This is a genomic window from Streptomyces sp. NPDC030183 (assembly GCF_055573455.1).
On the sequence record NZ_JBVIBK010000017.1, the window covers coordinates 1 to 23,727 of the forward strand.

A 23,727-nucleotide genomic window follows, 5' to 3' on the forward strand; every position below is an offset into this window, starting at 1 on the left:
GAAACCCGACATCGCCGCCGCGAACATCGCCGCCTTCCGCGCCGGCTGGAACTTCGGCGAGACCACCGAGGACTTCGCCGTCTCCTACGAGGTCGCCCCCGCCACCACCGCGTTCCCGCCCGGCGTCTACCGCAACATCTCCGGCAACCTCGCCCTGTCCTACGGGCTGATCGCCGCCTCCCGCCAGGCCGACCTGCCCCTCTACCTGGGCTCGTACCCGATCACCCCGGCCTCGGACATCCTGCACGAACTGAGCCGGCACAAGAACTTCGGCGTGCGCACCTTCCAGGCCGAGGACGAGATCGCCGGCATCGGCGCCGCGCTCGGCGCCGCCTTCGGCGGCTCCCTCGCCGTCACCACCACCTCCGGCCCCGGCGTGGCCCTCAAATCCGAGACGATCGGGCTGGCGGTCTCCCTGGAACTGCCACTGCTGGTGGTCGACATCCAACGCGGCGGCCCCTCCACCGGCCTGCCCACCAAAACCGAACAGGCCGACCTCCTCCAGGCCATGTTCGGCCGCAACGGCGAAGCCCCCGTGCCCGTCGTCGCCCCCCGCACCCCCGCCGACTGCTTCCACGCCGCCCTCGAAGCCGCCCGCATCGCGCTCACCTACCGCACCCCGGTGTTCCTGCTCTCCGACGGCTACCTCGCCAACGGCTCCGAACCCTGGCGCATCCCCGAACCCGACGAACTGCCCGACCTGACCGTCCAGTTCGCCCACGGCCCCAACCACACCCTCGACGACGGCACCGAGGTCTTCTGGCCCTACAAACGCGACCCCCACACCCTCGCCCGCCCCTGGGCCATCCCCGGCACCCCCGGCCTGGAACACCGCATCGGCGGCATCGAGAAACAGGACGGCACCGGCAACATCTCCTACGACCCCGCCAACCACGACTTCATGGTCCGCACCCGACAAGCCAAGATCGACGGCATCGACGTCCCCGACGTGGAAGTCGATGATCCGCACGAGGCGCGGACGCTGGTCCTGGGCTGGGGCTCCACCTACGGACCGATCACCGCGGCGGTGCGGCGGCTGCGGACGGCCGGGGAGTCGATCGCGCAGGCCCATCTGCGGCACCTGAACCCGTTCCCGCGGAATCTGGGCACCGTGCTCCAGCGTTACGACAAGGTGGTGATCCCCGAGATGAACCTCGGGCAGCTCGCCACGCTCATCCGGGCGAAGTACCTGGTCGACGCCCACTCCTACAACCAGGTGAACGGCATGCCGTTCAAGGCGGAGCAGCTCGCCACGGCTCTCAAGGAGGCCATCGATGGCTGAGACGACGACCGGTGCGACCGGCTCGTCCGGGGAAGGCACGGGCACGGTCGAGGCACTCTCGCTCGTCCCGAAGACCGAGGCCAAGCAGTCCATGAAGGACTTCAAGTCCGATCAGGAGGTGCGCTGGTGCCCCGGCTGCGGTGACTACGCGATCCTCGCCGCCGTCCAGGGCTTCATGCCCGAACTCGGCCTCGCCAAGGAGAACATCGTCTTCGTCTCCGGCATCGGCTGCTCCTCCCGCTTCCCGTACTACATGAACACCTACGGGATGCACTCCATCCACGGCCGCGCCCCCGCCATCGCCACCGGCCTCGCCACCTCCCGCCGCGACCTGTCCGTCTGGGTCGTCACCGGCGACGGCGACGCCCTCTCCATCGGCGGAAACCACCTCATCCACGCCCTGCGCCGCAACGTCAACCTCAAGATCCTCCTCTTCAACAACCGGATCTACGGCCTTACCAAAGGCCAGTACTCCCCCACCAGCGAGGTGGGGAAGATCACCAAGTCGACGCCCATGGGATCGCTGGACGCACCGTTCAACCCGGTATCGCTCGCGATCGGCGCGGAAGCGTCCTTCGTCGCCCGCACCGTCGACTCCGACCGCAAACACCTCACCGACGTCCTGCGCCAGGCCGCCGCCCACCCCGGCACCGCCCTCGTCGAGATCTACCAGAACTGCAACATCTTCAACGACGGCGCCTTCGACATCCTCAAGGACCGCCAACAGGCCGAAGAAGCCGTCATCCGCCTCGAACACGGCCAACCCGTCCGCTTCGGCACGGACGGCACCCGAGGCGTGGTCCGCGACGAGCAGACCGGCGACCTCAAGGTCGTCACCGTCACCCCGGACAACGAAGCACGCGTCCTCGTCCACGACGCCCACTCCCCCTCCCCCACCACCGCCTTCGCCCTCTCCCGCCTCGCCGACCCCGACACCCTGCACCACACCCCCATCGGCGTCTTCCGCTCCGTCGACCGACCCGTCTACGACACACAGATGGCCGACCAACTCGACAACGCGATCGAGCAGTACGGCAAGGGCGACCTGTCGGCGCTGCTCGCGGGCGGGGACACCTGGACGGTCGTCGGCTGACCTGCGACGCACCCCACCCATCCGGAAGAGGCCCGGACCACACGCTCACCGTGCGGACCGGGCCTCTCCGCATGAGGGCATGAGAGGGCCCAGGGGTACTTACTTCAAAGTGGGTACTATCGAAGAGTTAGCGCACTCCCTAGGGTTAGTGGCGCACCCGCCCCCTGGAGGAGTTTCATCATGAGCATCGTCGTCACCGGAGCGACCGGGAACCTCGGCACGTTCGTCATCGAGGGCCTGCTGGAGAAGGTTCCGGCCGAGCAGATCACAGCCGTCGTACGCAGCGAGGAGAAGGCCGCCGGGTTCGCGGCGCGCGGCGTGAGGATCGCCGTGGCCGACTACAACGCCCCCGAGACCTTCGACGGCGTCATCTCCGCCGGTGACAAGGTCCTGCTGATCTCCGGCAGCGAGATCGGCAACGACCGGGTCGGGCAGCACAAGGCCGTCATCGACGCCGCCAAGGCCGCCGGTGCCGCGCTCCTCGTCTACACCAGCGCGCCGGGCACCCTGACCGCGGCGCTGGCGGACGACCACCGGGGCACCGAGGAGGCGCTGCTCGCCTCCGGTCTGCCGTACGTCCTGCTGCGCAACGGCTGGTACAACGAGAACTACACCGAGCAGCTCGGCCCCGTGCTGGAGTACAACGCCGTCACGCACGCCGCCGGCGAGGGCCGGGTGTCCTCCGCCGCCCGCGCGGACTACGCGGCCGCCGCGGTCGCCGTGCTGACCGGCGAGGGCCACGAGAACAAGACGTACGAGCTCGGCGGCGACGTCGCGTGGAGCTTCGCCGAGTACGCGGCCGAGCTGAGCCGGCAGACCGGCAAGGAGATAGCGAACAACCCCGTCTCCGTCGACGCCTTCACCGGCATCCTCACCGGCGCCGGTCTGCCCGAGCCGTTCGCCGCGATCCTCGCGGGCGTCGACGCGTCCATCGAGAAGGGCGAGCTGGTCGTCTCCTCCGGGGACCTCTCCCGGCTGATCGGCCGCCCGACCACCCCGATCGCGGACTCGATCACGGCGGCGCTGAAGGCCTGAGCCCCCGGGCGGCGGCGACCCCCGGCTGTCATGACCGTATGGCGATACGGGCATGACAGTCGGGGGTCGCCGGCGTTACCTTCGTGGGACCCGGACCGCGGGGCGCGGCCGGTCGAGAAGGAGGGGCCGTGGCGGCGCAGTCGAAGGGCGAACACCGGATAGGTCTGCTGAACGGCTTCGCGGCGTACGGGATGTGGGGGCTCGTCCCGCTGTTCTGGCCCCTGCTCAAGCCCGCCGGGGCGGTGGAGGTGCTCGCCCACCGCATGGTGTGGTCCCTCGGCTTCGTGGGGATCGCCCTGCTGGTGCTGCGGCGCTGGTCGTGGGCCGGTGAGCTGCTGCGACAGCCGCGCAAGCTCGCCCTGGTCACGGTCGCGGCGGCGGTGATCGCCGTCAACTGGGGCGTCTACATCTGGGCCGTGAACAACGGCCAGGTCGTCGAGGCGTCCCTCGGGTACTTCATCAACCCGCTCGTCACCATCGCCATCGGCGTCCTGCTCCTGAAGGAACGGCTGCGGCCCGTGCAGTGGGCGGCGGTCGGCGTCGGCTTCGGCGCCGTCCTCGTGCTGACCATCGGCTACGGGCGGCCGCCGTGGATCTCCCTCTGCCTCGCGTTCTCCTTCGCCACGTACGGACTGGTGAAGAAGAAGGTCAACCTGGGCGGTACGGAGTCGCTCGCCGCGGAGACCGTCATCCTCTTCCTGCCCGCGCTGGGCTATCTGCTGTGGTTGGGGTCGCGCGGCGCGTCCACCTTCGGCACGGAGGGCGTCGGGCACGCCCTGCTGCTGGCGTCGACCGGGCTGGTCACCGCACTGCCGCTGGTCTGTTTCGGGGCGGCCGCGATCCGGGTGCCGCTGTCGACACTGGGGCTGCTGCAGTACATGGCGCCGGTGTTCCAGTTCCTGCTCGGGGTGCTGTACTTCGGCGAGGCCATGCCGCCCGAACGCTGGGCGGGCTTCGCCCTGGTGTGGCTGGCGCTCTCCCTGCTGACGTGGGACGCGCTGCGGACGGCCCGCCGGTGGGGCGGGGCGCGCACGGCGCGGGCACAGCCGGGACCCGAGGCCACGCCGGAGCCCAGGGCCGCGCAGGAGCCCAGGGCCGCGCAGGAGCCTGAGGCCGCGCAGGAGCCTGAGGCCACGCCGGTACCCGTGCGGACGCCGGCGCCGGGGGCGGAGCCGGTCGCCCCGAAGCCCGCCGGCTGAGACGGCTTCGCCCCTCCTTCGCCGGTGCGAGCGTTCGGGGAAGATCGGACCGTGGTCGCGGCACCCGCTCGGGCGCCACGGCCACCGCCCCCACCCACTTCTCGTACGGAGGCAAACCCACGCCTCACATCAGCGGCGCTCGGCGTTCCACCGGTCGCCATATATTGCAGGTGCACCTTCCCGGTGACGTGAGGTCGATCGGCGTCTCCCGCGCGCCTGATCCACCGGCCACCCCTGACTGACCCCCTGCCCCCCACGACGGCGGGCCGCTTGCCCAGCGGCCCGCCGTCGTCATGCCCCCGGCCACCCGACCAGGGTTTCGACCGGCGAGTCCGACATGCGAACACCCGTGGCCGAATAGCGCTCTTGACGGAAAGTCAGCCCCGCCCCCACCATCCTGGCACCTCATCCACTTGGATTCGGCATGAACACGCCAACAACGGTTCACGCGGATCCCTTGGAATTCGGAGCCCCCACCATGAAGCTCTCCGTTCCAGTCACCAGGCGTGCCGCTGCCGCCGTCGCCGTCGCGGCGGCCACGCTCTTCACCAGCGGGTCCATAGCCGGGGCGGCCCCCGCCCCGGAGGCGGTGGCCGCCGCGCCCGACCTGCCCGTGGCCAACGTCAAGGCCCACCTCGCCCAGTTCCAGTCCATCGCCACCGCCAACGGCGGCAACAGAGCCCACGGCCGCGCCGGTTACACGGCCTCCCTGAACTATGTGAAGGGCAAGCTGGACGCCGCCGGTTTCACCACGACCGTGCAGTCCTTCACGTCCGGCGGCCGCACCGGGTACAACCTGATCGCCGACTGGCCCGGCGGTGACACCAACCAGGTCCTCATGGCCGGTTCCCACCTCGACAGCGTCTCCTCCGGCGCCGGCATCAACGACAACGGCTCCGGCTCCGCCGCCGTGCTGGAGGCCGCGCTGACCGTGGCCCGCACCGGCTACCAGCCCACCAAGCACCTCCGGTTCGCCTGGTGGGGCGCGGAGGAGCTGGGCCTGGTCGGCTCGCGCCACTACGTCAACAACCTGTCCTCCGCGAACCGCGCCCGGATCAGCGGCTACCTCAACTTCGACATGATCGGGTCGCCGAACCCCGGGTACTTCGTCTACGACGACGACCCCGCCATCGAGAAGACCTTCAAGGACTACTTCGCGGGCATCGGTGTCCCCACGGAGATAGAGACCGAGGGCGACGGCCGCTCCGACCACGCGCCGTTCAAGAGCGCGGGCGTCAAGGTCGGCGGCCTCTTCACGGGCGCGAGCCGCACCAAGACCGCCGCGCAGGCGGCCAAGTGGGGCGGCACGTCGGGCCAGGCGTTCGACCGCTGCTACCACTCGTCCTGCGACACGACGTCCAACATCAACGACACGGCGCTCGACCGGAACTCGGACGCGCTGGCGTACGCGGTGTGGGAGCTGTCGAAGTAAGCGAGGCGTGCTCGTGTCCGGGGCCGGCCGGCGACGCCCTGTCGCGGCCGGCCCCGGAGGCGTACCGGCGGCGAGGGCCGCGACCGGCCGCGTGTCGGCCCGTGTGGGGGTCAGCGGCGTTGAGGCAGGCCCGGCGCCGAGGTCGGGCGTGCGGCGGGGGTCGGCGGGTGGGTGGTCGTCGCGGTGGTCGTGCGGGGCGCGGAGGCGGTGCGGGTGGTCGCCGTGCGCGTGGTGGCGGCCCTGCGGATCGCGGTGTGTTCGGCGGTGAGGGCGTGGGCGTGGGCCGGGGTGGCCGTCGTCGAGCGGAGGCGGGAGGCCGCCGCCGCGGGCAGGCGGGTGCCGTGGGCCAGGTCGGCGGCGACCGCGGAGCGGAGGGCCCCGATCCGGGCCATGTGCAGCCGGAGCTGCTCCGGGCCCAGGGACGTGACGTCGACGCTCAGGGCGGCCCGTACGGCCGCCGGGTGCGTCGGAATCGGCGCGGCGCCCTTCGCGGGGGCGCGGACCGGGTCGAGTCCGGCGGAACGCAGCGCCGCCGCACGGACGCTGAACGGGGCCTCCGCGGGGAGGCGGGTAGCGGCCGTACGGGACGGAAGGGGGCCCGTGTCGCCGGGGCCGCCGTGACGGTCGTGCGCCGGCCCCTGGGCGTGGGCCGGCCGGGCGGCGTGAGCGCCGAGCGTGCGCCAACTCATCGTGCCGGTCAGTTCGTTGACGTGGACCTCCACGCGGGGGCGCGGGGCGCGGTCCGGGGCTGGGCGCGGCCGCCGGGTGGTGCGGTGGCGGGCGGCCGCGGGGAGGGGCGCGGGGGCGTCCCCGGGAGGGGTGGTGTCGCGGGCCGCTCCCGGGGAGGCGGCGCGGCCGTCCGTCCGGGGGGTGCCGTGGGGGCGGGAGCCGCCGTGTCCGCTGTCACTGGCCATGGGCGTGCGGGCTCCCGGCGTAGGGGTCGGCGTCCAGGGCGCGGGCTCGCTCGGCGAGGCGGCCCATACGGGTGCGGGCCTTCTCCAGCTGCTCCACGTCGTCGGCGGCGGGACCGGCGTCCGCGGCGAGCTCGGCCCACACGGCGATCAGGTCACGGCCCAGGTGCAGGCCCTGGAGCGGGTCGCGGACCGCGCGCCAGGCCGCCGCCGCGCTCTGGATGTTGCCGTACGCGGCGCGGGAGTCGCGGAGCCGGTGCCGGAGGGCGGCCAGGTCGAGGGACAGATGGAAGGACCGGAGCGCGTCACCGGCCAGGTAGGCGATGTAGGCGGTCAGTTCGCGCAGCCGGAGCACCTCCGCGTGCTGAGGGCCGAGGGTCGCCGTCGCCTGGGCCACGGTGTGCTCGGCCATCTCCGCGGCCTCCTGGATACGGCCCATCTTCACGGCCGCGTTGATGCGCGAGACGGGCTCCGCGAAGGGGGAGGGGGCCGTCCCGTCGGACTCCTCCGGGTCCAGCACGGCCTCGGCGACGGCGTCGAACTCGCGCACGGGGGCGGGCCTGGGACCCGGGTCCTCTTCCATCACCTTCCACTCGGGAGCGGAGTACGGCTCGGCCGCGGACTCCTCCGGAGGGGCCAAGGCCGGGGGTGCGTCGGTGAGGTGGGAAGGGGCGGGCTCGGGTTCCGGGTCGAACTCGTGGATCGGGTTCGGGGTCACGGCGGGCATGGAGGCGGGCAGAGGGGTCGGCGGCGAGGCCGGAGGCCAGGGCTGCGGTTCCAGCGAGATCGGCTTCGGGGCAGGGGGCGGTACGGCGTCCCCGGGTTGGGCGGGCGCCGAGTTCTGGTTCGGGGGCCACGGCTGGGGTTCCAGTGAGACGGGGCCGAGTGCCGGGGTGTTCGAGGTGTGCGACTGCTTCGAGTTCGCGGCTCCCTCGGGCTGCCAGGCGGGCGGGGCCGACTGGGCCGGCGGCAGTGCGGAGCCGGTGGTCGCTTCGGTGACCGGGCCGAACTCACCCGTCGGGGGGACGACGGTGCCCGTGGAGGGGGCGGCGTCGCGGAGGGACTCGGGCGTCACGGGCACGGCGGGACGGGCCTGCGGAGCCGGGTCCTGAACGGGCTCCGGCATCGTCGGAGCGGCAGCCGTGTGCGAGGCCGCGTCCCGGACCGGCCCGGAGGACGGGGCCGGGTTGTCAGGGGTGACCGGAACGCCCGGGAGGGTGAGAGGGAGGCCCGGTGTACGGGGTGGTTGTGCGAGAGGGCCGTCCTTCGGTTCCGGCACCGCGCGCAGCACGAACGTCGACGGCACGACACCACCTGCCGCAGGCGCCGACTCCGCCGGCTTCGCCGCCTTGAGCGGCATCGTCCGGGGCTCCCGCCGCGGCCCGGCGTCCCCCACCGCGGGCTCCGCCGACGCGGACCCCGACTTCACCTCGGGAGCACCCGGCCCGGACGCCGGAGCGGGCTTCGCCGCCGACAGGGGCAGTGTGTTGGGGTCTCGCTTCGACTGCTCGGGGGCCCGCGCCGGCACGGCCGACTCCGCAGCGGGGGCGGCCGGCTTCACCGCCGACAGCCGCATCGTGCTCGGCTCCCGCCTTGGCTGGGGGGCGGGGTCGGCCGGTTCCGGTCCGCCCGACTGGTCCTGGGCGGACGGCGCCTCGGAAGCCGCCGCCGGCGTCACAGTCCAAGGCACCGCCTCGGGTACGGGCGGCACGGCGGAGGCGGGCCCCGGCGAGGCCGTCCCAGCCGAAGCAGACCGCTCGGCTGCCGGGCTCGACACGTGTCGCGCCTCATACTCGTGCCGCGCCCCATGAGGGGCCCCCTGCGCGGGCGCGGTCTCGGGCACGACCGCTCGTTCCGGCATCGCCGACGCCGCCGACTCCGGTACGGCGCGGAGAACATGGGTCGACGTGTCACGACGAGGAGCGTGCGGGGCCACCGGAGACGCCGCTGGGACCGGCACCTCCGACGGCTGCTCCACGACAACCGCGGGCGTGACCGCGGCTCCCGCCGGTCGCTCGGCAACCGACACGGCGCCACTCCACGGCTCTCCCACCCGCACCGGCTCACCCACGTACCGGCTGGCCCCGTCCACGCACACCTGCAACGGCACCACGTACCCGATCCGCTCATCGTGGACCGTGGCGTGTACGGGGTGACCGGTCGCGAGGGCGATGCGGTGGAGGTGGTGAAGGACGGCGTCCTGGATCTCCTCGAGGCCGGACGCGACGACCGGCACGCCGCCGATCGACGCAGTGCCCGCAGCCGGCCCGGCCGCGGGGACGTGGACGTCGATGGGCACCGCCGCCGGGGCGGCCGAGGACGCCGAGCGCTTCTGTTCCCGCTTCTTCTCCCGGCTGGGTCGACGCATGTGTTGCCTCACTCTGATGTGCCGGGTAACCGGCCCCCACGCTTGGTGCCCAGTCTCCAGGTTCGCTCCTGGTTTCACGTCACCATGGCGTCACAGGCGCGTCCCAGAAGCCCGGCTCGGTCTGTGCCGTATGGCGAACGCTTCAGCGCCTGGGCCCGCCGTTGCCGGTCCCCGGCGGTGCATTCCCTGGCTGCCGGGGTGGGCGCCAGGGCCCGAGGCCGGAGGTCTTGCCGGTCTGCTGGCTCGAGGAGTTCTGCGAGCCGGGGGTCCCCGAGGCCCTGCCCCTGAGGTGGAGTCCCGCTGCCCTGCTGATCGACGTTCCCGCGCCGCCGGCATGCGGTGAGACTGATGGGCCTGACGCGGCCGCGACCCCGCGCAGGTGCTCCTGCGGTGTCTTGCCACTGCCGGGCGTCGGCGTGGTGGCATCCTTCAGGAACTGCTTCTTCTCCTCCAGGCTCTTCAACTCACCGAACCGTTTCCAGAGCGGTTCGGCCGTCCGCTGATCCACCCCCGCGTGCTTCAGTGCCTTGTCGAGGTCCTTGACGACGTTTTTGTCGGCGCGTCGGACGAAACTGTCCATGACAGGCGCGAGCCTGCCGTCGGTCCGGCCGTCCTTGGACACCCAGGATTCCATACAGTTCGTCAACGGGACGCAGAGTCATCAGGCGCCCTCTTCAGCCGGCTTCCAGGCCGGGTCCAGCCGTTGTGAGAGCCACCGCATGAAGGCGGGGTAACGGGCGGACAGACTCAGCCAGACCGGCACGCCCGCCTCGGAGCGGATGGTGCGTCCGATGGTGTCCAGCGCCACCGGCATCTTGTCGAAGTCGACGAAGGGCAGTTGGAGCGCTGCCGACAGGGCCAGTGCGTCATGCTGGATGGTGCCCGGGTGGAAACGTTCGAACCACTGCTGCATGTGTGCCACCAGCAGTGCGGCCCAGGCCGGTGCGTCCGATGCGGCGAGGGCCCTGTGGACCGGATGGCCGGCCGTGATCTCGATGGCCGAGGTGAAGGTGACCTCGGACGTGACGAAGTACGGCGTCGGCAGCAGGCCCTTGCTCACCGCGTCGAAGACCTTGTGCACGGCCGGCACGTCCAGTCGGAAGTTGTGCTCGGCCCGACTGGGGTCGCGGTAGTTCAGGGCCCCGCCCATCTGGGTGACGTGGAGTCGGGAGGCGAGTTCGGGAGCCGCTTCCAGAACCAGTGCGAGATTGCTGAGAGGGCCCATGCCGACCCACTGCACGGGCTCCGGCACGGCCGCACACACGGCGCGCACCGCCGCTACCACGTCAGCCGACTGCGGAGGAAGTTCGTCGGGCACCAGCCCGTCCACACAGAAGTATCGGGTGTCCCCGAGGGAGACGCCCGAAGCGACCGCGACATCCGTACGACCGGTCAGGTCCAGCAAGAACCTGGCGAACCTCGCCCTCGCTCCGTGGCCGACAGCCGGTCCGGTCTCGTCGCTGGTGAGCACCAGGGCCAGCCGCGGCAGGGAACGGGCCGCCGCCGCGACCGCCAGTGCGTCGTCGGCATCACCGCCGATGTCCGTGTCGATGATCACCGGCGCCGAGCGGAGATCCTCCGGCCAGTTCCCGGTGGCCCGCATACGGGCACTCAGCGCGGCCAGGCCCGACCCCGGAAGGGACTCCCCGGACTCGACGATGGCACGCCACTCCGCTCGGATGTCCTCTCTGGAAACACGTTCGTCGTCACGGCTCTCGCCCATGCCTACCTTCTTCCGTCCTCGGCGATGTCGCCGCCCTTCATCGGAGTGATCCACGTGCGCGCTCGGCGAGACGGTCCATGAGGGCGCGAGCCGCCTCAAGCTGATGCACCTCGGCTGCGGCCGGGCCGCCGTCGGCGACCAACTCGCTCCACAGACCGATCAGTTCACGCCCGAGGGCCAGGCCCTGCGACGGGTCCCGCACGGCTCGCCACGCGGCGGCCGCACTCTGCACATTCACATAGGCCCGCGTGTCTCTCTGCCGCCTGCGTATCCTGGCGAGTTCCATGGACAAGGCGAAGGAGCGCGGCGCGTCACCCGCCAAGTAGGCGATGTAAGCGGTCAGTTCGCGCAGCTGCAACACCTCGGGGTGGTCCTTTCCCAGGGTCTTCGTCGCCGACGCGATGCTCTGCTCCGCCATCACCGCCGCAGACTCGATCCTGCCGGCCTGCAGGGCCTCGTTGATCCGCAGCACGGGCTCTGCGAGGAGCAACGGAGCGACAGCATCAGCCGGCGAGGGGACAGCTCGGGGCACCGAAGCGGCCACGGGAACGGGTGCCGGGGCAGGGGCCGGTGCGGGCACGGAGGCAGCAGCGGGTGGCGGAGCCGTCACGGACACCGGAGGCGCTGCCGAACCCGGTGTCGATGAAGGCTCACCCGCACCCGTCGAGGTCGGCGTCGGCTCCGGTGACATGGTCGTATCGGGTGGAGGATCCGATGCGGCGCCGAGCAGCCCCGTGGTTCGATCCCGCTCGTGCTGTCGTGACGGCTGAGGGACGACCTGGCTGTCCGGGACCTTCTGTGGGGGCACGCTTCCAGACGTTGCGGCTCCCGCGTCCGCGACCACACCTCCCGCCAGGCGCACCGGCTCACCCATGAAACGGCTGGAGCCGTCCGCCATGACCTGGAGAGGTGTGCTGAACCCGATGCGCTCGTCGTGGACCATGGCGGCGACGGCGTGCCCCGTGGCCAGGACCAGGCGATGGAGATAGTTCAGAACCGCGTCCCGCACGCTCTCGCCGGGGCCCGCGACGACCGGCATACCGCCCACCGTCGCCAGCCCGTCGGAGGACACGTGGACGTCGATGGGCGTCAACCCCGACGCAGCTGCCTGCCCGGCGCCGGGCAGGCTCTGCTGTCGTTTCTTCTCGCCGCGGCTGAATCTGGACATCGCTTCCTTCACTGGGCGGACGGGTCGGCAGCCGGGGCCGACGAGTCCCGGGGGCTCGGCGGGGCCACGGCCTCGACCACGATGACGTCGTCCACACGCCACGGTTCACCAGCAGCCGAACGTACCAGCTTGGTATAGGCGGTGAGTCGCGGTCCGTCGCCCGTCCAGCCGTCCCTGCCGTGCGCCTTGCCCTCCACCACGAGAGAACGATGTGCCACCTTCTCGGTGTCCTGGGGCGCGTCGTCCTCCAACTCCTCCGACTCGACACTCACGGTCACCGTGGTCCAAGCCCGGTGCCGCGCCCAGGCGTTCCAGTCGGCCCCGGGACCGCTGGCCGCCTGGTAGGACCGCTCGGCGGCCGCCTTGCGCTTCGAACACCAACGGACCGCCCGCAACACGGCGTCGTGCGGGCTCTTGTCGTACTTGGTGTCGTAGCTGTACGTCATCTCGGCCCACACTTTGGAGACCGAGGTCGGGTCGCTGTCGTCCACGGCTCCCGGGTCGGGCACCCGCGCGTCGGGGCCCAGGGGCTTTCCGGACGGCACCGGCGCCTTGGGGACGAAGGACGGCCGCGCCGACGCCGAGCTGCCGCCCTGTCCGGTCGAACTCTGCCGGTGGTCGGGCAGACCGCAACCTGTCAACAGGACCAGACCGGTGGCAGACGCGAGCAGCCCTGCCACGACCCTCCTCAGCACGTGTCCGGACCGGTTCACCCGTGTCCACGACACCGCCGACGTCCGCTGGCGCACCCGGGTCCCGGCCGTCCGCATGGCGTCTCCCTCATATGTCCTGGCGGCGGCCCCGTCCGCCCGAGATTCCTTCTCGCGCCGGGCACCACCACCCGTTTCCCGTCCCGCTTCCACTACTTCAGCCCCAGCCACGGCGCGGGGTCGACATACTGCCCGTTCTCCGTGACCTCGAAGTGAGCGTGCGGGCCGGTCGAGAAGCCCGTGGAACCGACCGCCCCGACCCGCTGTCCGACCTTCACCTGCTGCCCCACGGAGACGCTGATGGCCATCATGTGGTTGTACGTCGTGGTGACCTTCTTGCCGTTGATGGTGCCGTGCGAGACGACCACGCGGTTGCCGTAGCCGTTGGACCAGCCCGCGAAGGTCACCTTGCCGTCCCGGGCAGCCATGAACGGCGTGCCCGCGGGGGCGGCGAGGTCGATGCCCGTGTGCAGCTTGCGAACACCCAGAGTCGGGTGCATGCGCATGCCGTACGGAGACGTGACCACCGGGTCGCCGGGCAGCGGCATGGCCATCCGCTGTCCCGCGGGAATCTCAGCCTGCGGATCGTCGACCGACTCGTACTTCGGTATCAGCGACTTGATGCGGGCGACATAGTTCCGGGTCTCGGTGTACGGGGGTATACCGCCGTACTTCTCAACCGCTCCCGGCCCGGCGTTGTACGCGGCGAGCGCCAGGTCGAGAGTCTCGCCGGACGCCTTCCCGGCCTTCTTGTACCCTTCGACGTCCTCTACGAGAGCGCAGTCGTAGCGCCCCTGGGCCATGATGGCGTCACCCGGGTCGTACGGCGACGCACGGCCATTGCCGTCGTCGTCCTTGCCCCAGGTCTGCCACGTTCCGGGCATGAACTGGGACAGTCCCTCGGCACCCACCGGTGACTTGGCGTTGGCATTCCAGCCGGACTCGGCCTCGATCTGGGCCGCGATGACGGCCGGCTTGATCGCGTCGCACAGCGCACCGGCCTTGAGGACCCAGGGGACGTACTGGGCGGGCACCGTGCCGTCGTTGAGGCCGCCGCCGACGCTGCTCCCCTCGGCCGTAGCGTCATCTCCGCCCGCCACCCCGACAATCATGATCAGCGGCACGATGACCATCGCGATGCCGCCCCCCACGACCCAGGTGGTGGCGCTTCCCCCGCTCTGCGCCATCCGTTCCTCTCAGCATCAAGTTGTAGCCTTATCCGGTCACTTGAGTCTCACGGGAGACAGCTTCCGCGTAAGTAACCACCCGGTCACGAAATCGTCCCAAGGCATCCCGTGGCGCCGCCTGCCACTTTGCCATCAGCAATGATCACACCGTAAACCGCTAATCAGACACGAGGGGGAGTTGGCGGTGCAGGGGAACGCCCCGAGCGGACCTGAGATCTGGCTCCGAGGGCCGATCACCACACCCGAGCAGCCTGCGTTGGCTCCACCCGCCGCTGAAGCGTCCTCAACTCCGCACCGGTTGGCCTGGGTAGCCGCGCACGGTGGAGCCGGCGCCTCGACGTTGGCGGCCGTGTTCGGCGGGATCGACGCCGGGCGCAATTGGCCCCGCCCCGATCAAGGGGAGCCGAACTCCGTGCTGCTGGTGGCCCGTACACACGCAGCCGGTCTGCAGGCGGTGTCGTGGACGCTCGATCTCTTCCGTCGCGGTGAGCAGCCGCCAGGGCTGGAACTCGTCGCCGTGGTGCTGGTCGCGGACGCGCCGGGGCGCCTGCCCCGCCAACTGCTCCAGCGCATCAAGGTGATCGGTTCGGCGATCGAGGTCCACCGGCTGCCCTGGGTGCCCGCTTGGCGGACGGGGGATCTCACCGTCCCTCCCCCACGGGAGACAGCCAGGCTGGCAGCCCTGGTCACTCCGCCCGGACAAGAGACACACACGAGGAGCGGCCGATGAACGCCGGACTGACGTTGGCCACCCTGGCATACGAACCGCCGCCGGCTACCACTGAAGGGCTGAACCAGGTCCTCGGTTACCTCGCCTGGCTGGTCACCGCGGCAGGCGTGGCGGGCCTGCTGATCGTTGGCTCACGTATGGCCGTCGCGCTGAAGACAGGCGACGCCGAGGAGCACGTGCGCGAGTACCTCATCGTGCTGGGCGCGTGTGTCATCGGGGCCTGCGCGGGACCACTCGTGGAGTTCTTGGGACTGGTGGGTTTCTGGAACACCGAAAAGTGACCGTGCCGAGGCACAGACCGAAGGCGATTGTCACGAACATGCCACTAGGCGATGGAGATTCCCCACAACCCTTGGTGCTGCGGGGTTTCCACGCCCAAGCTCACTTCGCCACCACGGGCCGGTCCCAGGATCGGCCGGCCCACCGAACCTTCAAGAAAGCAGTCGGCCTGGCAGCCGACCGTATCGGGGAGAACGCGTGATCAAAACGCTCGCAGCCAAGGCCCAGCACGTCATCCTGGCCGAAACGGCCGTCCCGGACCCCAAGAAGCAAGCGCCAGGGGCGCTCACCGACAAGGTCGACACCGTCCTCGGCCTCCTGGCCTGGGTCGGCACAGCGGCCGGTGTGGCCGGCGTCCTGATCACCGGAGCGATGATGGCGATCTCGATGCGCCGCGGCGAGGGCTCGGAACACATGGGCCGACTCGGCATGGTCCTCGGCGGCTGCGTCCTGGTGGCCTCCGCCGGGCCCGTTGTCTCCTTCGTCTTCGGCTGATCCGGCCAGGCCTGCAACGGAAAGGAAGTACCGACATGGTGAACCCCGGCCGGTCCCGCGGGGGCAGCGGGGAGTGGGAGCAGCCGTTCTGGCAGCAACGGGGCTGGATCCTGTCGGCCGGGTTCCTGCTGGTGCTGCTTGTTCTCGCCGCTGCCACTTTGGTGACCAGTGATGACGAGGCACCGGAAGCTTCCGGTGCCCCGACTTCTGCACCGACCGCCACGGCTTCCGACGCCGACGACGATGAGGGCGGGGACGGCCGGCCCGCCGGTTGCCGCACCGACGACAGCGAGCAGGAGAAACCAACCGCGGCGCCGAAGGACGTGCACTGGAAGGCCGGCGGAACCCACCTCGTGCCGGTCTCCAAGTCCGCAGGGCCCCTCAAGTTCGACGGCCCGGTGTGGTCCTGCTTCGCGCACACTCCGATGGGGGCTGTGTTCGCGGCCCACGCCATCACCAACAACTTCGGTCTTGAGGGCTGGCGCGAGGTCGTGGAACGGCAAGTCGTCCCGGGCGCGGGACGGGACGCGTACGTCGCCAGACGTTCGAAGGAAGAACAGGACGAGTCGACTTCAGGCCAGGCGAGCGAGGAAACCTTCGCCGGCTTCACCGTCCTCGCGTACAACGAGAACGAGTCGACGGTGATGATCCTGGGGCGCATTCCGAGCGTCGACAGGTACGGTTCCCTCTCCGTGACGCTGCGCTGGCAGGACGGCGACTGGAAGGTGCTCCCCGACGCCGACGGCACGATCTACGGGGGCGTGTCGTACACCGACGGAACCAGCGGCTTCATCACATGGGGGACGTGAGATGGCTGACTGCCTCGAAGAGCCCTTGCAATGTCTGAAGGACGGCATCAAGTACCCCTTCGAAAAGGTCGGTGAGACCGCCGCAGGCGGCGCTGTGGAAGCCTTCGCCAAGGCGATCGGTACCGCTGCGTCGGAGACGCTCCAGGTACTCAACGGTATCTGGCTGGACGTCAACCTCGAAGACCCGACCAGGCCGACTGCGGACATCTACGGCACGACCAGTTGGCTGGTCGGCTACATGGCCGTGGCAAGCCTGCTTATCGCGGCGATAAAGATGGCCCTCGACCGGCGAGGCGAGCCCATGAAGCAGGCTTTCATGGGCATGTGGAAAGTCCTTCTGGTAGGAGGGCTCGCAGTTCCCGCGGTGCAGGCGCTGTCCACCGCCTCGGACGCGTACGCCAAGGACATATACAACAAGTCCAATCTCGGCGATACGGCAACGAAGACTCTCGGGGTGATGTACCTGAGTTCACCCGGCCTCATCCTCGTCTTCGGCCTGCTGGTCATGTTGGCGTCGTTCGTGCAGATCTGCCTCATGTACATCCGCATCGGCGTGCTCATCACGTTGGTCGGCACGCTGCCGCTCGCCGCGGTCTCCTCGATGACCGGATGGGGCGAGGGCTGGTGGAAGAAGCACATCGGCTGGCTCGCGGCCTGGCTGCTGTACAAACCGGCGGCGGCTCTGATCATCTATGCGGCCACCGCCATGACCAGGGACACAAAGGACCTGGATAAAACCATCGCCGGCATGGGGATGCTCATCCTGTCCGTCTTCGCCCTGCCGGCGCTGCTCAAGTTGATCGTCCCGGCCACCGCCGCGCTGGGCGGCACGTCCGGCGGCACCGTCACCCTCAACGCCGTCAACAACATGGCCAGCGGCGCGGTCAGCATCGCCGGTGGTTCGGGCGGCGGATCCAGGGGCGCTGGCGGCACACCTCAGGCTGGTGGGTCCGGGCCGAAGGGCTCTCCGTCCGCCGGGGCCGGCGCCCCCGCTGGAGGCGCGGGCGGAGCCGGCGCCTCAGCCGGTGGTGCCGCCGCTGGTGCAGCCGCAGGCGCCGCGACGGGTGGTGTGTCCGTGGCCGTCCAAGCCGCAGCAGCAGCCGCGCAGGCCACGGTCGCCGCAGCGAGCGAGGCGGCCAACTCCCTCGATGACAACGACGGGATGAAGGGCCACAACCAATAACCCGTCGGATCACCGACACCAGTCCATGCCTGGCCGGGACACATCCCGGCCAGGCTTCCCCTCTCTGTGCCAGCCACAACGCCGCGCAAGCCGGAAGAAGGAATACCCCATGTCCTCCGACGCCATGACGCGTCCCACGTATGGGAATTGGCGGCGCCCTCGCCGCCCCGGATTCGGCCCACTGGGTCTCCTCGGTACCGTCGTCGCCTTCGGTGGACTCCTGGTGGCACTGCTGGCCTCTCTGGTGTCCCTGATGGCTGCCATAGCCGTCCTCGTCCCTGTCGGGCTGTTCCTTGCCCCTCTCGCCCTTCGTATGGTCGACGGCCGCAACGTCTACCAACTGCTCGCCGTCCGCATCGGCTGGATGAAGCGAAAGGCGAACGGCTCGACCACCTACGTGTCAGGCCCCCTCTCCCGACGCCCCGGAGGCCGCTTCCAGCCGCCCGGGCTGCTCGCCCGTACGAAGATGTACGAGGGCCGGGACGCATACGACCGTGCGTTCGGCGTCATCCACCACCCGGGCCGCAACCTCTACACCGTGGTACTCGCCTGTGAACCCGACGGCGGCTCGCTGGTGGACCCCGAGCAGGTCGACGTCTGGGTGGCTTCCTGGGGCGACTGGCTGGCCCGGCTCTCCCACGAGCCCGGTCTGCGCGGCGCCCAGGTCGTCGTCGAGACCGCCCCGGACACCGGCACCCGGCTTGCCGCCGAGGTCCTCCCCCGCATCTCACCCGACGCACCCGCCGCGGCCCGCGCCGTGATGGAGGAGGTCGTCCAGCGCTACCCGGCCGCCTCCTCCGAGATGCACACCTACATCGCCCTGACCTACGGTCCGACCGGTGGCCCCAGGCGCGACACCGACGATGTCATCACCGACCTGTCCATGCGGCTTCCCGGTCTGCTGTCCGGTCTTGTCGCCGCAGGCGGCGGATCCGCTTACCCGCTGTCGGCCGAACGGCTCGCCGAGGTCGTCCGGGTGGCCTACGACCCGGCCATCGCCCCGGACGTACTCAGCGCTCGCGCCGAACACACCACCACTGGCTTGGAGTGGGACGACGCCGGCCCAGCGGCAGCGGTCGAGACCGTCAACGCGTACAAGCACGACTCCGGCGTCTCGCGTACCTGGATGCTGACCCTCGCACCGCGTGGCACCGTCCGCTCCAACGTGCTGCGTGGCCTGCTGGAGCCCGCCCCGGGCACCCGCCGCAAGCGGGTCTCGTTGATCTACCGGCCGATCGATCCGGCGACCTCCGCCCGGATCGTGGAGTCCGACCGCCGCTCCGCCCACTTCATGGCGAGCTCGCGGGGCGGCCTGGTCCAGGCACGCGCCACCTCCGAGGTCCGTGCGGCGGAACAGACCGCGGCCGAGGAGGCTTCCGGCGCGGGTCTCGTGGAGTTCTCCCTGATGGTGACGGTCACTGTCGACAGCGAGCAGGAGCTGCCCGACGCGTCGATCACCGTACGCAATCTCCAGGCGTCCTCGCGCATCCTGATGCGCCCGGCCGACCGCATGCAGGCGTCCGCGTTCACCTGCACACTGCCGGTCGGCCTGCTCCCGTGGGAACACACCCTCGTTCCGTACCAGCTCAGGGAGGCGCTGTGAGCAAGGCCAAGCAGCCACGGCCGCCGCGACCGGCCATGGCCCCGCCGCGCGGCTGGTACGGGCCAGGCGGCGGTCAGGTCGGCCATGTCGACCCGCCCTCGATGTGGCGGGCGACCACCGTGCAGGCATGCGGGCTGTGGCCGTTCGCGGCCGGATCGGGAGCGCCGATGACGGGCGTACCGCTCGGCCAGCACCTGCACACCGGCGCTACGGTGTGCGGCGACCCCATCTCCTGGTTCACCCGGGCCCGTTACATCTCCAACCCGTCGCTGTTCATGCTCGGCATGCCGGGTCTGGGCAAGTCGACGCTGGTCAACCGGATGCTGATCGGTATGTCGGCGACCGGCATCACCCCGCTCGTGCTGGGCGACCTCAAGCCCGACTACGCGGACACCGTACGGGCGCTGGGCGGCCAGGTGATCTCCATCGGGCGCGGTGTCGGTGGCATCAACGTGCTCGACCCGGGCGCGATGGGCGAGGCGGCGGTCCGGATCGGCGGCGAGCGGGGCCGGATCCTGGCGGCGGAGGCACACGGCCGCGTCCTGAACATGGTCGCGGCCCTCATCACCATCGTCCGCGGCCGTCCGATGGACGACCACGAGCAGTCCGTCCTCTCCGCCTGTCTGCACCACCTGACGGAGCGTACGAAGCCCGGGCAGGCGCCTCTGCTGCCTGATCTGCTCAGGGTGCTGGACGAAGGACCGGACCGGGTCCGCGCGGTCACGCTCGACCGTGGCAACGATGCCCGCTACCAGGAGGCGGTCGACCCCCTCCACCGCTCGCTGCTCGGCGTCCTCGACGGCCCCCTGGGCGACACCTTCGCGTCCGAGACCTCAACTCGTATCGACCCCGCCTCGCCCGCCGTCTGCGTCGACATCTCTCGCATCGGCGAGGCGGACACGCAGTTGACGGCGGCGGCGATGCTGGCGGCGTGGTCGGACGGCCTCGGCACGGTGGCGGCGGCCCACGCTCTCGCGGACGCCGGGCTGACTCCGCAGCGCTGGTTCTTCACCGTTCTCGACGAGCTGTGGCGTCCCCTGCGCGCCGCCTCCGGCATCGTCGAACGCATCGACGCCCTCACCCGCCTCAACCGCTCTCTGGGGCTGGGAGACGCGAAGATCACCCACACTCTCAAGGACGCGGAGGCCCTCGGCAGCGAGGCCGACCGGGCCAAGGCGCGCGGCTTCGTGGAACGCGCCGGCATGGTCGTGTGTGCGGGACTTCCACGCACAGAGATGCGCGAACTGGGCGAGATCGTCGGCATGTCGGAGCGGGAGATCGAACTCGTGTCCTCCTGGTCATCGCCCCCGGGCTGGGCCAGCACCGGCGGCAACGAGGAGCCTCCGGGCCGAGGCCGCTTCCTGATCAAGGTCGGTGGCCGCCCCGGCATCCCCATCAAGGTGTCCATCACGGACACCGAGCGCAACCTGCACAACACCAACACCCGGTGGGCCGGGAACGAACTGAACCTCACGAAGCCGACGGAGGCGTCCAGATGAGCACGCGCCCTGCACGCAAGGGCCACTCCTCCGGCGACGACCTGCTGCCCTGGGTCATCCCGGGAGTGGCCGTCCTCGTCGGCGGAACCTTCGCCGGCGCCTGGCTGGGCGGCACGCTCGGCGCGGCGGTGTCCGGCGCGGGCTGGAACCCACCGCCGTTCTCACTGGAGACCCTGGCAACCCTGGTCAAGGACGGCCCGCAGGAGCTGTGGCCGACCGCGTCGAGTGGCGCGGTGACGGCCGGCATCGCCACTGTCTTCGGGGTGTTCATCGCCCTCGTGATCACCCTCGTCGTCCTCGTACGGGGCCGCATGAAGCACCCCTCCGGCCTCGCCGGCCGCAAGGAACTGGCCGGTCTGCTCCCCAAGGGCGCCGCCGAACGGGCCCGCTCCCTGCGCCCATCGCTCCCCAAGTCGACGAAGCTGGACCCGGACCAGACGGGCAACCTCCTGGGCAACCTCGAGCCGAACGGGCCCGAACTCCGCTCCAGTTACGAGGACGTCGAGCTGGACCTGATGGCCCCGCGCGCCGGCAAGTCCACCGGTATCGCGGTGCCGCGCGTGCTGCGCGCGCAGGGCAGCGTCCTGCTCACCTCCAACAAGGCGGACGTCTACAGCGTCACCCGCGCGGAACGCGAACGCGTCGGCCAGGTCTGGGTGTTCGACCCCCAGGGCATCGCACACACCCCGCGCGGAATGTGGTGGGACATGCTCGCCGACGCCGCGACCATAGAGGGCGCCCGCCGCCTCGCCGGCCACTTCGTCGGCGCGGTCAACGACGACGCCTCGAAGCGCGACTTCTGGATCTCGGCGGCGCAGAACACCCTCACGGCCCTGTTCCACGCGGCCAACCGGGGCAGCCGGCAGATCGACGAGGTACTGACCTGGCTCGCCGACCCCGCCGACCGCACCCCCATCGATCTGCTCCGCGACGCGGCGATGCCCGCCCTCGCCGACCAGTTGCAGGGCACCATCCAGGGCGCCGTGGAGACCAGGGACGGCATCTACGAGACAGCCCGGCAGTGCGCGGCCTGTCTCCTCGATCCGGCCATCGCCGCCTGGGTGACACCCGACCCGCAGATGCCGCAGTTCTTCCCGGAGCAGCACGCGCTCTCCACCGACACCCTGTATCTGCTGTCGAAGGACGGAGGCGGCTCGGCCGCGGGTGTCATCGCGGCAGCGGCCGACTCGGTACTGCGCGCGGGCGTGGTCGCCGCCGAACGCATGGGCGGCCGTCTCGACCCACCCATGACGGCGATCCTCGACGAGGCCGCCAACGTCTGCCGCATCTCCGACCTGCCCGACCTCTACTCCCACCTCGGCTCGCGCGGCATCAACATCGTGACGCTGCTGCAAAGTTACCGCCAAGGCGTACGGGTCTGGGGCGAGGCCGGGATGGACGCCCTGTGGGGTGCTGCCACCATCAAGCTGCTGGGCGCCGGCCTCGACGACGCCGACTTCGTGGAGAAGGTGTCCCGGCTGGTTGGTGAGCACGACGTGTCGACGGTCAGCTACTCCAAGAGCAAGGACGGCCGCTCCCGTTCCACCTCCTACCGCCTGGAACGCATCCTGCCCGCCGACCGCATCCGCGCGCTCCCCAAGGGCACGGCACTGCTCCTGGCCACCGGCATCAAGCCCGCTATGGTCCGGCTCCGCCCCTGGTACGCCGAACCGGGCGCCGACCGAATCCAGGCCGCCGCCCAGGCCGAAGTGAAGGCCATCACCGCCCGCGCCGCAGAGAAGGCCGTCCGATGACCACGCCCCAGGATCAACCCGAAGCACCGCCGTTCATCCTCTACCTGGACGGCGAGGACTACGCCGAGGAGATGCGCAACCTGGCCCTGTGGGTCTCCGACCTCCTCCTGCCCGTCTACGGCCGCGAGGTCACCTCCCAGCAGCCCTGGTGCCCGCGCTGGTGGGAGCACCTGGAGGCGGTGGCCCGGCTGCACGGCCTGTGGCTGGCCTGGCAGGAATGCACCGACCCGTCCGCCGGCGCCTCGGGCCCCGCCGTCTGGCACCGGGACCACCTCGGCCCCGTCCTCACCGAACTCCGCTCCCCCATCGGGCCGTTCGCGGGGTGCAAGGAGGGAAGCCATCGGGCGAAGGCGGTGCCGGTGGTCGAGGCGTACGACGGCTGATCAGTACAGCGGACGAGAACGCTGAGAACGCGAAAGACCCACACAACGCGCGCTTGGAGAAACAGGACATGCGCAGGACGGGGGCGGCCGTGGCGGCGACGGCCCTGACCGGGCTGCTGGTCGCCGGATGCGGATCGGACGGCAACAACGGTCCCGAGGCCGACCAAGAAGACAAGAACTCCGGTGAGAGCGTCTCCCTCGCAGAGTTCGCCGTACCCTCCGCGTACGACTCCACCAAGGGCTGGGACCACGAGATCGGCTGGGTCACGGACGACACCAACGCGGACCCGGTGACGACGGATAGGGAGAAGGTCGCGTACATCATCCAGTACGGCGGCAGGTACGCGGTCCAAGCTCGCCACGTCGCCACGGGCAAGGTGCGCTGGACAGGTAAGCCGTATCAGACCCCGACGGTGGACTACGACAGATGGGGCATGAGCGGCCCCGCATGACCACCGTCCAGCAAGGCGGCCGCAGCTACATCGTCGCCTGGGCGACCGGAGACACGGCTGGTGATGCCCTCACCGAGAGGGAGGAAGTCACACACGTCTACATCTACGCGGCGGACGCGTCCGGCGACGCCGTCGCTCCGCTGCACCGCGTATCCGTACCCGTCGAAGGGAGCCCGCAGTCCAACCTGGTCCAGGACGGCGGGGGCGGGCTGATGCTCATATGGGACGTCGGCAGTCCCCACCGCGTGACCGCCCTGTTCACCCAGCGGGAGAACGGCGCGGGGCTGCGCATTTCCGTTCGGCAGAGGCGTTGAGCCCGGCCGCGCCGGATACCCTCTGGCAGGACAAGCTCACATGAGTCGAGTAGGGACGGCCGATATTCGGGAGAACGACGCCGGTCTGCGGGTGTCGGTGCGCCCGGAGCGCCAGTGA

At 70.6% G+C, this 23,727-nt stretch carries 23 protein-coding genes; 16 read left to right on the forward strand and 7 right to left on the reverse strand.

Annotated features, from left to right (window positions below):
• The 5 genes from ACZ4Z2_RS21045 to ACZ4Z2_RS21065 all read left to right on the forward strand — a co-directional run.
• Positions 1 to 1,282 (forward strand): 2-oxoacid:acceptor oxidoreductase subunit alpha (locus ACZ4Z2_RS21045; protein WP_468078150.1); only part of this gene is annotated, 1,282 nt, incomplete at its 5' end.
• Positions 1,275 to 2,375, forward strand: coding sequence for a 2-oxoacid:ferredoxin oxidoreductase subunit beta (locus ACZ4Z2_RS21050; RefSeq protein WP_468078151.1), 1,101 nt, complete (start codon positions 1,275 to 1,277; stop codon positions 2,373 to 2,375). The genes ACZ4Z2_RS21045 and ACZ4Z2_RS21050, both read left to right, overlap by 8 nt.
• Positions 2,376 to 2,555: 180 nt before the next feature.
• Positions 2,556 to 3,410: an SDR family oxidoreductase gene (locus ACZ4Z2_RS21055; protein ID WP_468078152.1), complete on the forward strand. Its 855-nt coding sequence runs from the start codon at positions 2,556 to 2,558 to the stop codon at positions 3,408 to 3,410.
• Positions 3,411 to 3,538: 128 nt separating this feature from the next.
• On the forward strand, positions 3,539 to 4,609 hold the full coding sequence (rarD, locus tag ACZ4Z2_RS21060; protein WP_468078153.1) for an EamA family transporter RarD: 1,071 nt from the start codon (positions 3,539 to 3,541) through the stop codon (positions 4,607 to 4,609).
• Positions 4,610 to 5,087: 478 nt separating this feature from the next.
• Positions 5,088 to 6,041, forward strand: a complete 954-nt coding sequence (locus ACZ4Z2_RS21065) for a M28 family metallopeptidase (protein ID WP_468078154.1) — start codon at positions 5,088 to 5,090, stop codon at positions 6,039 to 6,041.
• A 110-nt stretch (positions 6,042 to 6,151) separates the two neighbouring features.
• Here ACZ4Z2_RS21065 and ACZ4Z2_RS21070 read toward each other — a convergent pair whose 3' ends face one another.
• From ACZ4Z2_RS21070 to ACZ4Z2_RS21100, 7 genes are all read right to left on the reverse strand, one after another.
• Positions 6,152 to 6,955 (reverse strand): hypothetical protein, encoded by an 804-nt coding sequence (locus ACZ4Z2_RS21070; RefSeq protein WP_468078155.1) that lies wholly within the window; start codon positions 6,953 to 6,955, stop codon positions 6,152 to 6,154.
• The gene (locus ACZ4Z2_RS21075) at positions 6,945 to 9,320 is read right to left on the reverse strand and encodes a tetratricopeptide repeat protein (protein WP_468078156.1); all 2,376 of its coding nucleotides are present in this window, start codon (positions 9,318 to 9,320) and stop codon (positions 6,945 to 6,947) included. The genes ACZ4Z2_RS21070 and ACZ4Z2_RS21075 overlap by 11 nt, the downstream gene beginning before the upstream one ends.
• 142 nt (positions 9,321 to 9,462) lie before the next feature.
• Positions 9,463 to 9,942 (reverse strand): hypothetical protein, encoded by a 480-nt coding sequence (locus tag ACZ4Z2_RS21080; RefSeq protein WP_468078157.1) that lies wholly within the window; start codon positions 9,940 to 9,942, stop codon positions 9,463 to 9,465.
• A gap of 39 nt (positions 9,943 to 9,981) precedes the next feature.
• Positions 9,982 to 11,043, reverse strand: a complete 1,062-nt coding sequence (locus ACZ4Z2_RS21085) for a nucleoside hydrolase (protein WP_468078158.1) — start codon at positions 11,041 to 11,043, stop codon at positions 9,982 to 9,984.
• Positions 11,044 to 11,080: 37 nt separating this feature from the next.
• Complete coding sequence (locus ACZ4Z2_RS21090; RefSeq protein ID WP_468078159.1) at positions 11,081 to 12,223, reverse strand: tetratricopeptide repeat protein; 1,143 nt, start codon at positions 12,221 to 12,223, stop codon at positions 11,081 to 11,083.
• Positions 12,220 to 12,891: a hypothetical protein gene (locus ACZ4Z2_RS21095; RefSeq protein WP_468078160.1), complete on the reverse strand. Its 672-nt coding sequence runs from the start codon at positions 12,889 to 12,891 to the stop codon at positions 12,220 to 12,222. Before ACZ4Z2_RS21095 ends, ACZ4Z2_RS21090 begins: the two co-directional genes overlap by 4 nt.
• Positions 12,892 to 13,073: 182 nt before the next feature.
• The gene (locus tag ACZ4Z2_RS21100; RefSeq protein WP_468078161.1) at positions 13,074 to 14,108 is read right to left on the reverse strand and encodes a peptidoglycan DD-metalloendopeptidase family protein; all 1,035 of its coding nucleotides are present in this window, start codon (positions 14,106 to 14,108) and stop codon (positions 13,074 to 13,076) included.
• Between the two features lie 184 nt (positions 14,109 to 14,292).
• Here ACZ4Z2_RS21100 and ACZ4Z2_RS21105 point away from each other — a divergent pair, with 184 nt between their 5' ends.
• From ACZ4Z2_RS21105 to ACZ4Z2_RS21155, 11 genes are all read left to right on the forward strand, one after another.
• Positions 14,293 to 14,838: a DUF6668 family protein gene (locus ACZ4Z2_RS21105; RefSeq protein WP_468078162.1), complete on the forward strand. Its 546-nt coding sequence runs from the start codon at positions 14,293 to 14,295 to the stop codon at positions 14,836 to 14,838.
• Positions 14,835 to 15,119 carry a hypothetical protein gene (locus tag ACZ4Z2_RS21110; protein ID WP_468078163.1) on the forward strand — a complete coding sequence of 95 codons (285 nt, stop codon included), beginning with the start codon at positions 14,835 to 14,837 and terminating at the stop codon, positions 15,117 to 15,119. The genes ACZ4Z2_RS21105 and ACZ4Z2_RS21110 overlap by 4 nt, the downstream gene beginning before the upstream one ends.
• Positions 15,120 to 15,315: 196 nt before the next feature.
• On the forward strand, positions 15,316 to 15,612 hold the full coding sequence (locus tag ACZ4Z2_RS21115; protein WP_468078164.1) for a hypothetical protein: 297 nt from the start codon (positions 15,316 to 15,318) through the stop codon (positions 15,610 to 15,612).
• A gap of 35 nt (positions 15,613 to 15,647) precedes the next feature.
• Positions 15,648 to 16,421 carry a DUF8175 domain-containg protein gene (locus ACZ4Z2_RS21120; RefSeq protein WP_468078165.1) on the forward strand — a complete coding sequence of 258 codons (774 nt, stop codon included), beginning with the start codon at positions 15,648 to 15,650 and terminating at the stop codon, positions 16,419 to 16,421.
• Between the two features lies 1 nt (position 16,422).
• Positions 16,423 to 17,604 (forward strand): hypothetical protein, encoded by a 1,182-nt coding sequence (locus tag ACZ4Z2_RS21125; RefSeq protein WP_468078166.1) that lies wholly within the window; start codon positions 16,423 to 16,425, stop codon positions 17,602 to 17,604.
• A 109-nt stretch (positions 17,605 to 17,713) separates the two neighbouring features.
• On the forward strand, positions 17,714 to 19,207 hold the full coding sequence (locus ACZ4Z2_RS21130) for an SCO6880 family protein (protein ID WP_468078167.1): 1,494 nt from the start codon (positions 17,714 to 17,716) through the stop codon (positions 19,205 to 19,207).
• Positions 19,208 to 19,242: 35 nt separating this feature from the next.
• Entirely contained in the window at positions 19,243 to 20,706 is a 1,464-nt protein-coding gene (locus ACZ4Z2_RS21135) for an ATP/GTP-binding protein (protein WP_468078316.1), read from the forward strand.
• On the forward strand, positions 20,703 to 22,460 hold the full coding sequence (locus tag ACZ4Z2_RS21140; RefSeq protein ID WP_468078168.1) for a type IV secretory system conjugative DNA transfer family protein: 1,758 nt from the start codon (positions 20,703 to 20,705) through the stop codon (positions 22,458 to 22,460). Before ACZ4Z2_RS21135 ends, ACZ4Z2_RS21140 begins: the two co-directional genes overlap by 4 nt.
• Positions 22,457 to 22,843, forward strand: coding sequence for a DUF4913 domain-containing protein (locus ACZ4Z2_RS21145; protein ID WP_468078169.1), 387 nt, complete (start codon positions 22,457 to 22,459; stop codon positions 22,841 to 22,843). The genes ACZ4Z2_RS21140 and ACZ4Z2_RS21145 overlap by 4 nt, the downstream gene beginning before the upstream one ends.
• A gap of 68 nt (positions 22,844 to 22,911) precedes the next feature.
• Positions 22,912 to 23,295, forward strand: a complete 384-nt coding sequence (locus tag ACZ4Z2_RS21150; RefSeq protein ID WP_468078170.1) for a hypothetical protein — start codon at positions 22,912 to 22,914, stop codon at positions 23,293 to 23,295.
• Entirely contained in the window at positions 23,292 to 23,609 is a 318-nt protein-coding gene (locus tag ACZ4Z2_RS21155; protein WP_468078171.1) for a hypothetical protein, read from the forward strand. Before ACZ4Z2_RS21150 ends, ACZ4Z2_RS21155 begins: the two co-directional genes overlap by 4 nt.
• Positions 23,610 to 23,727: the final 118 nt, after the last annotated feature.

Bases quoted from the DNA above. Each gene is read 5' to 3' on its own strand.
- ACZ4Z2_RS21050 (WP_468078151.1), top strand. From the start codon at position 1,275: ATGGCTGAGACGACGACCGGTGCGACCGGCTCGTCCGGGGAAGGCACG.
- ACZ4Z2_RS21055 (WP_468078152.1), top strand. From the start codon at position 2,556: ATGAGCATCGTCGTCACCGGAGCGACCGGGAACCTCGGCACGTTCGTC.
- ACZ4Z2_RS21065 (WP_468078154.1), top strand. From the start codon at position 5,088: ATGAAGCTCTCCGTTCCAGTCACCAGGCGTGCCGCTGCCGCCGTCGCC.
- ACZ4Z2_RS21070 (WP_468078155.1), bottom strand. From the start codon at position 6,955: ATGGCCAGTGACAGCGGACACGGCGGCTCCCGCCCCCACGGCACCCCC.
- ACZ4Z2_RS21075 (WP_468078156.1), bottom strand. From the start codon at position 9,320: ATGCGTCGACCCAGCCGGGAGAAGAAGCGGGAACAGAAGCGCTCGGCG.
- ACZ4Z2_RS21085 (WP_468078158.1), bottom strand. From the start codon at position 11,043: ATGGGCGAGAGCCGTGACGACGAACGTGTTTCCAGAGAGGACATCCGA.
- ACZ4Z2_RS21100 (WP_468078161.1), bottom strand. From the start codon at position 14,108: ATGGCGCAGAGCGGGGGAAGCGCCACCACCTGGGTCGTGGGGGGCGGC.
- ACZ4Z2_RS21110 (WP_468078163.1), top strand. From the start codon at position 14,835: ATGAACGCCGGACTGACGTTGGCCACCCTGGCATACGAACCGCCGCCG.
- ACZ4Z2_RS21120 (WP_468078165.1), top strand. From the start codon at position 15,648: ATGGTGAACCCCGGCCGGTCCCGCGGGGGCAGCGGGGAGTGGGAGCAG.
- ACZ4Z2_RS21125 (WP_468078166.1), top strand. From the start codon at position 16,423: ATGGCTGACTGCCTCGAAGAGCCCTTGCAATGTCTGAAGGACGGCATC.
- ACZ4Z2_RS21130 (WP_468078167.1), top strand. From the start codon at position 17,714: ATGTCCTCCGACGCCATGACGCGTCCCACGTATGGGAATTGGCGGCGC.
- ACZ4Z2_RS21135 (WP_468078316.1), top strand. From the start codon at position 19,243: ATGGCCCCGCCGCGCGGCTGGTACGGGCCAGGCGGCGGTCAGGTCGGC.
- ACZ4Z2_RS21140 (WP_468078168.1), top strand. From the start codon at position 20,703: ATGAGCACGCGCCCTGCACGCAAGGGCCACTCCTCCGGCGACGACCTG.
- ACZ4Z2_RS21145 (WP_468078169.1), top strand. From the start codon at position 22,457: ATGACCACGCCCCAGGATCAACCCGAAGCACCGCCGTTCATCCTCTAC.
- ACZ4Z2_RS21150 (WP_468078170.1), top strand. From the start codon at position 22,912: ATGCGCAGGACGGGGGCGGCCGTGGCGGCGACGGCCCTGACCGGGCTG.
- ACZ4Z2_RS21155 (WP_468078171.1), top strand. From the start codon at position 23,292: ATGACCACCGTCCAGCAAGGCGGCCGCAGCTACATCGTCGCCTGGGCG.